General features: G+C 74.4%; 10 protein-coding genes. 6 read left to right on the top strand and 4 right to left on the bottom strand.

The features are described 5' to 3' along the window. The first annotated feature begins 111 nt into the window (after window positions 1-111). Entirely contained in the window at window positions 112-2043 is a 1932-nt protein-coding gene (lgoX, locus tag LG632_RS27610) for an L-glutamate oxidase LgoX (RefSeq protein ID WP_226730283.1), read from the top strand. An 80-nt stretch (window positions 2044-2123) separates the two neighbouring features. Continuing rightward, the gene (locus LG632_RS27605; RefSeq protein ID WP_226730282.1) at window positions 2124-4052 is read left to right on the top strand and encodes a CASTOR/POLLUX-related putative ion channel; all 1929 of its coding nucleotides are present in this window, start codon (window positions 2124-2126) and stop codon (window positions 4050-4052) included. A gap of 32 nt (window positions 4053-4084) precedes the next feature. Here the strand turns inward: LG632_RS27605 and LG632_RS27600 are convergent, their stop codons facing one another. After that, entirely contained in the window at window positions 4085-4441 is a 357-nt protein-coding gene (locus LG632_RS27600; RefSeq protein WP_226730281.1) for an ArsR/SmtB family transcription factor, read from the bottom strand. A gap of 80 nt (window positions 4442-4521) precedes the next feature. Here LG632_RS27600 and LG632_RS27595 point away from each other — a divergent pair, with 80 nt between their 5' ends. Beyond that, window positions 4522-5652 carry a cation diffusion facilitator family transporter gene (locus LG632_RS27595; RefSeq protein ID WP_226730280.1) on the top strand — a complete coding sequence of 377 codons (1131 nt, stop codon included), beginning with the start codon at window positions 4522-4524 and terminating at the stop codon, window positions 5650-5652. A 61-nt stretch (window positions 5653-5713) separates the two neighbouring features. Here LG632_RS27595 and LG632_RS27590 read toward each other — a convergent pair whose 3' ends face one another. Next, window positions 5714-6550 carry a class II glutamine amidotransferase gene (locus LG632_RS27590; RefSeq protein WP_226730279.1) on the bottom strand — a complete coding sequence of 279 codons (837 nt, stop codon included), beginning with the start codon at window positions 6548-6550 and terminating at the stop codon, window positions 5714-5716. 161 nt (window positions 6551-6711) lie between these two features. On the opposite strand from LG632_RS27590, the gene LG632_RS27585 reads away from it, so the two are divergent. Next, window positions 6712-8190: a glutamate-cysteine ligase family protein gene (locus LG632_RS27585; protein WP_226730278.1), complete on the top strand. Its 1479-nt coding sequence runs from the start codon at window positions 6712-6714 to the stop codon at window positions 8188-8190. A 22-nt stretch (window positions 8191-8212) separates the two neighbouring features. Here the strand turns inward: LG632_RS27585 and LG632_RS27580 are convergent, their stop codons facing one another. Beyond that, entirely contained in the window at window positions 8213-9565 is a 1353-nt protein-coding gene (locus LG632_RS27580) for a M64 family metallopeptidase (protein ID WP_226730277.1), read from the bottom strand. Between the two features lie 252 nt (window positions 9566-9817). Here LG632_RS27580 and LG632_RS27575 point away from each other — a divergent pair, with 252 nt between their 5' ends. Together LG632_RS27575 and LG632_RS27570 are read left to right on the top strand one after the other, a co-directional pair. Further along, window positions 9818-10054: a hypothetical protein gene (locus tag LG632_RS27575; RefSeq protein WP_226730276.1), complete on the top strand. Its 237-nt coding sequence runs from the start codon at window positions 9818-9820 to the stop codon at window positions 10052-10054. Between the two features lie 64 nt (window positions 10055-10118). After that, a complete protein-coding gene (locus LG632_RS27570) occupies window positions 10119-10526 on the top strand; it encodes a VOC family protein (protein WP_226730275.1) in 408 nt (135 codons plus the stop codon). Here the strand turns inward: LG632_RS27570 and LG632_RS27565 are convergent. Then, complete coding sequence (locus tag LG632_RS27565) at window positions 10519-10878, bottom strand: hypothetical protein (protein WP_226730274.1); 360 nt, start codon at window positions 10876-10878, stop codon at window positions 10519-10521. The genes LG632_RS27570 and LG632_RS27565 overlap by 8 nt on opposite strands. Window positions 10879-10964: the final 86 nt, after the last annotated feature.

The raw sequence follows: 10964 nt of genomic DNA, 5'->3' as shown, positions 1-10964 counted from the left end.
GGGGGGGGGGGGGGGGGGGGGGGGGGGGGGGGGGGGGGGGGGGGGGGGGGGGGGGGCGCGGGGGGGGGGGGGGGGGGGGGGGGGGGGCCCCCCCCCGGTGAGGGTGTGGGCATGATCTTCGAACCCACCCCCACGCCCCCCGCCCGCACCACCCGCCGCGCGGTCCTCGCCGGGGCCGGTGCAGGCGCCCTGGCGGTGGCCGGCGGGGTCGCCGCGGCGGTGCCCTCGGCCGGCCCGGCCGCCGCCCCCGCGAGCGCGCCGTCCGCCGATTGGGACACCTGCCTGTCCGTCGCCCGCGCCGTACTGGTCCGCGACGACAACGACGAGTCGCTGGTGCCCCGGTACACCGACGTCCTGCTGCGGTCCGGTCTGCCCCGTTCCCGCAAGCCCCCCAAGAAGGTGCTGGTCGTCGGCGCCGGACCGGCCGGCCTGACCGCCGCCCACCTGCTGCGCTCGGCCGGCCACCAGGTCACCGTGATCGAGGCCAACGCCAACCGCGTCGGCGGCCGGATCAAGACCTTCCGGGCCGGCGGCCACGAACGCGCCGCGGCCCCCTTCGCCGATCCCAAGCAGTACGCCGAGGCCGGCGCCATGCGCATCCCCGACAGCCACCCCCTGGTGACCGGGCTGATGGACGACCTCGGCCTGCGCCGCCGCCGTTTCCACCTGGTGGACGTCGACCGCGCCGGCCACCCCGCCCAGCGCACCTGGCTGCTCGTCAACGGCATCCGGGTGCGCCGCGCCGACTACGCCCGGGACCCGCGCGCGGTGAACCGCTCCTTCGGCGTGCCCGCGGCCTACGAGAACATCCCCGCCGCGCAGATCGTGCGCACCGCCCTCGCGCCCGTCCGCAAGGAGATCGAGGGCAAGGACGGCCGGCCGCTGGTCGAGGCGTGGGCCCGGATCATCCAGCGCTACGGCCACATGTCGATGTACCGCTACCTCAGCGACGAGGCCAAGCTCGACGAGGCGACCGTCGACCTGATCGGCACCGTCGAGAACCTCACCTCCCGCCTCCACCTCACCTTCCTGCACTCCTTCATCAGCTCCGCCCTGATCAGCCCGGACACCGCCTTCTACGAACTCCCGGGCGGCACCGCCACCCTGGCCGACGCGATGTACGAGCGGGTCAAGGACCTGGTCCGGCTCGACCGCCGGGTCACCCGCATCGCCCAGGACACCGCCCGGCGCACCGTGACCTTGGAGACCGTCTCCGAGGGCCGCGACGGGCGACCGGTGCGCGAGACCTTCACCGGTGACATCGCCGTCGTCACCGTCCCCTTCTCGGGCCTGCGCCACATCCCCGTCACACCGCCGCTGTCGTACGGCAAGCGCCGCGCGGTGACCGAGCTGCACTACGACGCGGCGACCAAGGTGCTGCTCGAGTTCAGCCGCCGCTGGTGGGAGTTCGACGAGGCGGACTGGAAGAGGGAGCTGGAGGCCGTGCGCAAGGGGCTGTACGCCGCCTACCAGTTCGGCCGCACCCCCGACGACGGATCGCTGCTCGGCTCCCACCCGTCCGTGCCCAAGGGGCACATCAGCCAGGCCCAGCGGGTGCACTACGCGGCCAGCCGCGTGCCCGTCCGCGACCAGCCCGAGGCGGCGGGGGTGTTCGGCGGCGGGTCCACCACGGACAACCCGAACCGGTTCATGTTCCAGCCCTCCTACCCGGTCGAGGGCAGCGCGGGCGGCGTGGTGCTCGCCTCCTACAGCTGGGCCGACGACGCCCTGAAGTGGGACGCCTTCGACGAGGACGAGCGCTACCCGCGGGCCCTCGCCGGCCTCCAGGACGTCTACGGCCAGCGCATCGAGGTCTTCTACACCGGCGTGGGCCGCACCCAGTCCTGGATGCGCGACCCCTACGCCTACGGCGAGGCCTCGGTCCTGCTGCCCGGCCAGCACACCGAGCTCTTCCCGCACGTCCGCCGCCCCGAGGGCCGGCTGCACTTCGCGGGCTGCCACACCTCGGTCAAGCCGGCCTGGATCGAGGGCGCGCTGGAATCGGCGGTGCGGACCGCGCTGGAGGTCCACCAGGCGGACTGATCCGCCCACCCGCCCACCCGCACTCACACCCCCACCCCACCCCACCCCACCCACACAGGCGACACGGAGGTGATCCGGCCATGGGCAGCGACCGGCGCCCGTCCCTCGGGCTGCGCCTGAGGTACTGGTTCGACAACACCATGGCGCGCAGCACGCCCGCCCTCATCGGCTGGCTCTCCGCGTTGTGCGCGGCGCTCGTGGTCCCGGTCGCCCTGCTGCTGGTGTGGGCGGACCCGCACACCGCCCCCACGCCGCGGAACCTGCTGCTGGGGGCGTGGAAGAGCCTCGGGACGGTCTTCAAACTGGGCGGCCCCGTCGGCACCCCGGTGTTCGTCGTGCTGTCGGTGCTGGTCGCGGCCGTGGGCGTGTTCTTCGCCAGCGCCCTGGTCAGTCTGATCACCACCGGGGTCAACGACAAGATCCTGGACCTGCGCAAGGGCCGGTCGGTGGTGCTGGAGGAGGGGCACACGGTGCTGCTCGGCTGGTCGGAGCAGGCCCTGCCGATCATCTGCGAACTGGCGGAGGCCAATGCCAACCTCCGCCGGGCCGCGGTCGCCGTCCTCGCCGACCGCGACAAGACGGAGATGGAGGACGAGATCCGCGCCGTGCTGCCCCGGCGCGGACCGACCCGGGTGATCTGCCGGACCGGCCGCCCGGACGACCCCGCGGACGTGGCCCTGGTCGGCACCGCCACCGCCCGCTCGGTCATCGTCCTCACCCCCGAGGGGCCCACCGCCGACGCGCAGATCGTGCGGACCCTGCTCGCCCTGGACCGCGGCTCCGCCGAGCCCGGCCGGCACCGGCCCGGGCACGTAGTGACGGCCCTGCGGGACGCGGCGAACCTGACCGCGGCCCGACTGGCGGGCGGTCCGCGGGCCTGCGTGCTCTGCTTCGACGAGATCATGGCCCGGCTGATCGTGCAGACCTGCCGGCAGCCCGGGCTGCCGCTGGTCCACCTGGAACTGCTCGACTTCGCGGGCGAGGAGTTCTACGTCACCGCCGAACCGCGCCTGACCGGCCGGACGTACGGCGAGGCGCTGCTGGCCTACGACACCTCCGCCGTGGCCGGGCTGCGCACGGCCGACGGGACCCTGCTGCTCAACCCGCCGCCGGAGACGGTGATCGGCGAGGGGGACGCGGTCGTCGCCGTCTCGCGCGACGACGACACCGTCGTCCTCGCCCCCGGCCCGCTCCCCGTCGACCCGACGGCCCTGGCCACCCCCGCCGACCGCCCCCGCCGGCCGGAATCCGTCCTCATGCTGGGGTGGAACCGGCGGGCGCCGATGGTCGCCGAGCTGCTGGAACGGTACGTCGCCGAGGGCTCGGTCCTGGACGTGGTCGCGCACGGCCCCCGACCGGCCGCGGCCCTGGACGCCCTGTGCTCCGCCCGGCGGGCGCGGCGGCCGGACGCGGACGCGTACCGCAGCCCCCTCAAGACGACCTTCCGGGAAGGGGACATCGGCAACCCCGCGATCCTGCGCGGCCTGGACGTCGGCTCCTACGACCACGTGGTGGTCCTCGGCTACGACGACACCGATGCCTGGCAGGCCGACAGCCGGACCCTGGTCACCCTGCTGCACCTGCGGGACCTGGAGCGGAGCCTGGGCCGCCCGATCCACGTGGTCGCCGAGATGAACGACGACCGCAGCCGGGCCCTGGCCCCCCTCGACGAGGGCGACGACTTCGTCGTCAACGGCCGGCTGATCGCCCTGCTGCTGACCCAGATCGCCGAGAACCGGGACCTGGCCCGGCTGTTCGACCTGCTCTTCTCGCCGGGCGGCAGCGAGATCAACCTGGTCCCGGCCACCGCGTACGTCCGCGCGGGGGCCGAGGTCACCTTCGCCACCGTGGTGGAGGCGGCGCGACGGCGCGGCGAGTCCGCCCTCGGCTACCGGACCGGCGCCGAGGCGGCCCGCGGGCCCGCCTACGGCGTCCGGATCAACCCGCCCAAGAGCGCGCCCGTCCGCTTCGAGCCGGAGGACAGCGTCATCGTGCTGACCGGCCGCTGAGAGCTGGCGGCGTCCTGGCCCGGGCGGGGTGCTCAGTCGTGCGGAGGCAGGTTCCGCAGCCGGTGGTCCGCCACGTTCAGGGCCTCGTCGACGAGCCGGCGCAGATGCCCGTGCCGGAGCGCGTAGACCACCCGGCGGCCCTCCTTGCGGCTGGTCACCAGGCCCGCCAGGCGCAGCCGGGCCAGGTGCTGGCTGACCGAGGTCCGGCTCGCGCCGCAGGCCGCGGTCAGCGTGGTGACGTCCGCCTCGCCCTCGCCGAGGTGCCGCAGCAGCGCCAGCCGGGTCCGGTCGGCGAGCAGGCCGAGCACCTCCACGGCGACGGCCAGCCGCTCGCGCTCGGCCGCCACCTGCGAGGACTGCGCACCTGACAGGTGCATGCGTGCGTTCATCTGCACATAATGAAACGCGGGCGGTGCGCAGTCCAGCTCCGTCGTGCCGCCGCCCGTCCCGCGACGCGAGAGGCACCTGCATGAGCCAGCAGCCCCACCGCCACGGACCCGCCGACGACGAGCCCGGCCGCCACCCCCGGCCCGGCCACCACCACGACCACCCCCGGCCCGGTCACGAGCACGAGCCCGGTCACCACGACCACCACCACGGCCGCGCAGCCGCCGCCGGGTCGCCGTGGCACCGGCTCGCCCACCTCCTCACCCCGCACCGGCACGACAGCCACGACAAGCTCGACCCGGCCATGGAGACCTCGCGCGCCGGCATGCGGACCCTGTGGATCTCCCTGCTCGTCCTCGCCGCCACCGCCGCCGTCCAGGCCGTCGTCGTGGCGCTGTCCGGCTCGGTCGCGCTGCTCGGTGACACCGTCCACAACGCCGCCGACGCGCTGACCGCCGTACCGCTCGCCTTCGCGTTCCTCCTCGGCCGCCGGGCCGCCGACCGCCGCTACACCTACGGCTACGGCCGGGCCGAGGACCTCGCCGGCATCGCCGTCGTCCTGACCGTGGCCGCCTCCTGCGCGTTCGCCGGCCACCAGGCCGTCGTACGCCTCCTGCACCCCCGGGACGTCACCCACGCGGGCGCCGTCGCCGCCGCGGCCGTGGTCGGTTTCCTCGGCAACGAGGCCGTGGCCCGCTACCGCATCCGGACCGGCCGCCGGATCGGCTCGGCCGCCCTGGTCGCCGACGGACTGCACGCCCGGACCGACGGGCTGACCTCCCTCGCCGTCCTGCTCGGCGCCGCCGGGTCGGCGCTCGGGGTGCCCCTGGCCGACCCGGTCGTCGGCCTGCTCATCACCCTCGCGATCCTGCTGGTGCTGGGGGACGCCGCCCGGGAGGTGTGCGGCCGGCTGATGGACCGGGTGGACCCGGCCCTGGTGGACCGGGCCGAGCAGGCGCTGCGCGCGGTGCCCGGCGTACTGGACACCGGGCGGGTGCGGATGCGCTGGATCGGGCACAGCCTGCGCGCGGAGGCCGACATCGTGGTGGCGCCGCAGCTGACCGTCGTCCAGGCCCACCGGATCGCGGTCGCCGCCGAGCACGCCCTCATCCACGGCGTACCCCGGCTCACCGCGGCCACCGTGCACACCGACCACCCCAGCCCCGACGACGACCCGCACGCGCCGCTCGCCCACCACCTCCGGGCGGCCTGACCCGCACCGCTCCCGGGCCCCCGCTCCGGACCGGCCGCCGCTCAGGGCCGCTCGGCGCAGCTCAGGGATGCTCCGGCCAGAACGGCAGGTAGTCCTTCTCCTCGGCCGGCACCACCGTGTAGGTGCTCTCCGGCAGCTCGTGCCACACCCCCGGCAGGTCACCCAGCGGTTCGGAGACGACCAGCCGGGTGGTGTCGGAGACGTCGCGCAGGTAGTGCAGGTCAGGATGCTGCTCGCGGACCGTCTTCGGGCGGGCGCTGTAGTACAGCGACCGGGACCGGCCGACGCTGGAGTACCGGAAGCACCACAGCCGCGTGCCGTCGGAGACCGCCACCGTCATCTGGAGCGGGTACTCCACCCCGTGCTCCTTGCCCAGCCGTTCCACGAACCCCGCCATCCGGGCCACCGCGCCCGGCACGTCCTGGTCCAGTCCGAACGTGACGGCCAGGTAGAACATCACCTCGGAGTCCGTGGACCCCTCGATGGACGCGAACAGCGCCGGGTCCACGGCCATGCACAGGTCACGCCGCAGCCGGAGGAAGTCGGTGATCGACCCGTTGTGCATCCACAGCCACCGGCCGTGCCGGAAGGGGTGGCAGTTGGTCTGCTGCACGGCCGTCCCCGTAGAGGCGCGGACGTGGGCGAAGAAGAGGGAGGACCGCACGTGGGCGGCGATCTCCCGCAGGTTGCGGTTGTTCCAGGCCGGGCCGATGTCGCGGACCACCGCCGGCTCGCCGGAGCCGTCCGGCCCGTACCAGCCCACCCCGAAACCGTCCCCGTTGGTGGTCTCCACCCCGAGCTTGGAGTGCAGGCTCTGATCGATCAGCGAGTGGGCGGGTTTGTAGAGGACGTCGTCCAGCAGGACGGGCGTACCCGCGTAGGCGAGCCATCGGCACACGGCACGACCCCTTTCTCGCGCGTGCTTCCGCACACGCCCTTCGAGCGTAGTCGAGCCGGGCCCGTGTGCCCCGGTGGGCGCGGCGTGCGACGCTGGAGGCAGGAACACGGCAACGAGTTCGACGAGCGCCGGACCTGCGTCCGGAGGACTCGGGAGGCCCGATGGGACGCGATGTCCCGGCACTGGTGTTCACCCGTGAGGACCGGCGCCGCTACCGCGACAAGACACAGTCCTGCCTCGACGCGTTCGCCCGGATGCTGCGCGAGTCGCGCTTCGAGGCCGACCGGCCCCAGGTCGGCCTGGAGATCGAGCTCAACCTCGTCGACGACTCCGGGCTGCCCGCCCACCGCAACACCGACGTCCTCGCCGCCATCGCCGACCCCGCCTGGGCCACCGAGCTGGGCCGGTTCAACCTGGAGATCAACATCCCGCCGCGCGGGCTGACCTCCGGCGGCCCGGACGCGTGGGAGAAGGAGATCCGCGACGCCCTCAACCACGCCGAGGCACGGGCCAACGAGGTCGGCGCGCACCTGATCATGATCGGTATCCTGCCGACGCTCCGGCTGAGCGACGTCGGCGAGCACGCCCTGTCGGAGAACCCCCGCTACCACCTCCTCAACGAGCAGGTGTTCGCCGCCCGCGGCGAGGACCTGCGGATCGCCCTCGACGGCGTCGAGCGGCTGCGCGCGTACGCGGACACGATCACGCCCGAGGCGGCCTGCACCAGCACCCAGTTCCACCTCCAGGTCTCGCCGGAGGACTTCCCGCACTACTGGAACGCCGCCCAGGCCATCGCCGGGGTCCAGGTGGCGCTGGCCGCGAACGCGCCCTTCCTGTTCGGCAAGGAGCTGTGGCGCGAGACCCGGATCCCGCTGTTCGAGCAGGCCACCGACACCCGGCCCGAGGAGTTCAAGGTCCAGGGCGTCCGGCCGCGGGTCTGGTTCGGCGAGCGCTGGATCACCAGCGTCTTCGACCTCTTCGAGGAGAACCAGCGCTACTTCCCCGCCCTGCTGCCCCTGTGCGAGGACGAGGACCCGCACGAGACGCTGGAGGCCGGCGACATCCCGGAGCTGGCGGAGCTGACCTTGCACAACGGCACGATCTACCGCTGGAACCGGCCCGTCTACGCCGTCGCCCACGGCAAGCCGCACCTGCGGGTGGAGAACCGGGTGCTGCCCGCCGGTCCGACCGTGGCCGACATCCTCGCCAACGGCGCGTTCTACTACGGCCTGACCCGCGCCCTGGTGGACGAGGAACGCCCGGTGTGGTCGCGGATGTCCTTCGCCGCCGCCGAGGAGAACCTGCACACCGCCGCCCGCCACGGCATCGACGCCTCCCTGTACTGGCCGGGCATGGGCGAGGTGCCGGCGGCCGAGCTCGTGCTGCGCCGGCTGCTGCCGCTGGCCCACAAGGGGCTGGAGGCCGTGGGGATGGACGCCGCCTGGCGGGAGCCGCTGCTGGGCGTCGTCGAGCACCGCTGCGTGACCGGACGCAACGGCGCGACCTGGCAGTCGGAGATGTTCCACCACCTCGACGACACCCTGCACAGCCACCGGCACGAGTCGCTGCGCCGGATGACCCGCCAGTACATGGACTACATGCACATGAACGCCCCGGCGCACACCTGGCCCGTCGACTGACGCGCCAGGTGCGCGCCCGACCTCACAGCCGTACGCGCCAGTCGGCGGACGAGGTGAGGCTCCGCGCGATCTCCGGGTCGCGCACGGCCGTCGTACCGTCGCTCACCCGGACCGTCAGCCGGTGCTCGCGGTGGTCCACCAGCCACACCGTCAGCTCCGAGATCCGCACCCGGTCGCGGCCCGCGAACCAGGGCAGCTCCCGGCCGTCGAGGAACCAGCGGACCGTCAGCTGCCGCCCGTCCGCGCCCGCCAGCCGGGGCACGGCCACCCGCGCCGTGCCGCCCGGCCGCAGCACCCGGTCGGTGGGGGTGAGGGCGGTGGCCGTGCGGGCGTGCCGGTGGAAACCGGCGATCATCGCCTCCACTCCGGGCAGGTTGAACGGCTTGCCGAGCGAGCGCATCATCGAGTTGTCCGTCGGCCGGAACAGCCCCTTGACGTAGTACCCGCCGCCCTCGTACGTGCCCACCGTGCCGCCGTCCGGCGAGGCCTCGCCCAGCCAGCGGTGCCACTTCGCCCGCCGCTCGGCCATGGCGTCGGCCGTCAGGACCGAGATGTTGGACTCGCCCGGCTCGGGGCCGGTGTAGCGCTCGTAGCCCGGGTAGTCGGCGTAGAAGTACTCGTCGGCGAGCTTGCCGAGGGAGTGCCCGGTCTCGTGGACGGCGATCTGCCCGGACTTGGGGTGGCCGGAGGACGCGGTCGAGATGCCCTCGTACCCCAGGGTGGGGCTGGGCTCGTTGTAGCCGGCGCCGCCGTACTTGGTGCTGTTGGCGAGGACGAGCACCAGGTCGGCCTCGGGCGCGCGGGCCACGTAGGCGTCGGTCCGCGGCTGGTCCACGCACAGCAGGCGCTCGATGCCGTCGCACCAGAAGGACGAGCCGAGAGCGGTGTCGCGCACGACGTCCTGGCCGGGGTCGCCCGAGACGCCCGAGTCGCGGGAGACGGCGTCGACCGCCCAGACGTTGAACAGGTTCCGGTACGTCGTGTACGGCTCGACCGCGGTGATCTCGTCCCACTTCTGCCGGGCGTCGGCATGGAACTTCTCCTGCTCGGCGGCGGTGTAGCCGTCGCCGACGACGACCACGTCCAGCCGGTCGGCGGGGGAGCCGTTGGACACCAGGGGAGTGACCTCCCCGTCCGTGCTCCGCTCGGCCTCCGACAGCCGCCCCTGGGCCCGGCCCGTACCGCCGGCCGGCACCCGGGCCCGGCCCGAGCCGGCCTCGGTGCCGTGCTCCGGCCCGGGTATCTCGACCTCGACGTGCGCACCGGCACCGGGTGTCGGCGGGCCGGCGGCCGCCGGGGGTGCCAGGGCCAGGGCGGTGGTGACGGCGACCGCCGTCGTGACCGCCGTCGTCAGTGCGCGCAGCGTCGGGCGCATCAGTCCTCCGGGGGTTGGTCGGTTCCGCGCCGGCAGGGGCGCGGCGCGCGATCAACCTAGGCGGCGACGGCGGCTCCGGCAATGCTCTCCTCGGCCTGGGGGCAAGGGAGTTGGGGCGGAACGGGACACGCCCGGCACCCTCGCCCCGGGCCTGGCCCGACCCGGGCGCGGGGCCCGTCGGCAACGGTTGGGTCTCGGCTCGGGGTGCCGCCGTTGCCGTGCCGGGCGTGGCGCGGTTACCGGGGTGTGAGTGTGGAAGTCAACGAAGGGGACGTCTTCGCGCGGGCCCCGCTCGACGGGGCGCTGTGGCTCGACGCCCTGGTGCACGACTCCGCGTGCGCCCGCTGCGCCGCCCTGCGGACCCCCGCGGCCGGGCCGCCGGTGCCGGCGTTCGTGGTCGGGCTGCTGTCCGGGCGGCCCCGGACCTGCATGGCGGTCGCCGCCACAGGCACGGTGGCCGCCTCCGTGCTGGCCGCCGTACAGCGGTGAACCGGCCGTAGGCTGGGGCGGACCAGGCCCGGTGGGGGCCGTACACCGCGTGAGGAGACGGCACATGACCCGGCCGGTCCACGGCTCGCTGCACCACGTGGAGCTCTGGGTGCCCAGTCTGGAGCGGGCCGTCGCCTCGTTCGGGCCGCTGCTGAGGGCCCTGGGCTGGACGCCGTACCAGGAGTGGGAGCACGGGCGCAGCTGGCGGCTGGGGACGGCGTACCTGGTGTTCGAGCAGTCCCCGGCGATGACCGGCGGGTCCTACGACCGGCACCGGCCCGGGTTGAACCACCTGGCGTTCCACGTCGAGGACGCGGCCGCGGTGGACCGGCTGACGGCCGGGGTGCTCAGCAACGGCGGCTGGACGCTGCTGTTCCCCGACCGTCATCCGTACGCCGGCGGTCCCGGCACGTACGCCGCCTATCTGGCGGACGCGGACGGCTTTGAGGTCGAACTCGTCGCGATCAGCTGAACACGACCGAGCGCAGCTTCAGGCGCTCGCTGCCGCGGCCGGTGAGCGGGCGCAGCGTGAAGTAATCGCCGTCGCACCCGGGTTCGGTGAACACCGTCGCGGTGGACGTGGTGCGGTTGCGGGGGGAGTGGGCCGGCTGCGAGGCGTCGGGGTCGGCCACCTCGGGGAGGGTGACGCACTCTCCGCTCTGCGGGTCGTCGAGCCGCGCCGTCCGCGGCTGCCCGTCGATGCCGACGTAGGTGTACCGGAACTCGCCGAGCGCGGCGGCCGGGGCCGAGGTGGCGGCGGTCGGGAGGGTCAGGACGAGGGCGAAGGCGCCGAGGGCGGCGGCCAGGGAGGTGCGCAGACGCACGCGGGATCCTCTCGGGGTGCGGCGGGGGGGGGGGGGGGGGGGGGGGGGGCCGCCCCCCCCCCCCCCCCCCCCCCCCCCCCCCCCCC

Origin of the sequence: Streptomyces antimicrobicus, assembly GCF_020532625.1 — a bacterium.
GTDB classification, from domain to species: Bacteria; Actinomycetota; Actinomycetes; order Streptomycetales; family Streptomycetaceae; genus Streptomyces; species Streptomyces antimicrobicus.
The sequence above is the reverse complement of the archived record's forward strand: the minus strand, read 5'-3'. Positions and strand labels throughout refer to the sequence as shown.

Bases quoted from the DNA above. Each gene is read 5' to 3' on its own strand.
- lgoX (WP_226730283.1), top strand. From the start codon at position 112: ATGATCTTCGAACCCACCCCCACGCCCCCCGCCCGCACCACCCGCCGC.
- LG632_RS27605 (WP_226730282.1), top strand. From the start codon at position 2,124: ATGGGCAGCGACCGGCGCCCGTCCCTCGGGCTGCGCCTGAGGTACTGG.
- LG632_RS27600 (WP_226730281.1), bottom strand. From the start codon at position 4,441: ATGAACGCACGCATGCACCTGTCAGGTGCGCAGTCCTCGCAGGTGGCG.
- LG632_RS27595 (WP_226730280.1), top strand. From the start codon at position 4,522: ATGAGCCAGCAGCCCCACCGCCACGGACCCGCCGACGACGAGCCCGGC.
- LG632_RS27585 (WP_226730278.1), top strand. From the start codon at position 6,712: ATGGGACGCGATGTCCCGGCACTGGTGTTCACCCGTGAGGACCGGCGC.
- LG632_RS27580 (WP_226730277.1), bottom strand. From the start codon at position 9,565: ATGCGCCCGACGCTGCGCGCACTGACGACGGCGGTCACGACGGCGGTC.
- LG632_RS27570 (WP_226730275.1), top strand. From the start codon at position 10,119: ATGACCCGGCCGGTCCACGGCTCGCTGCACCACGTGGAGCTCTGGGTG.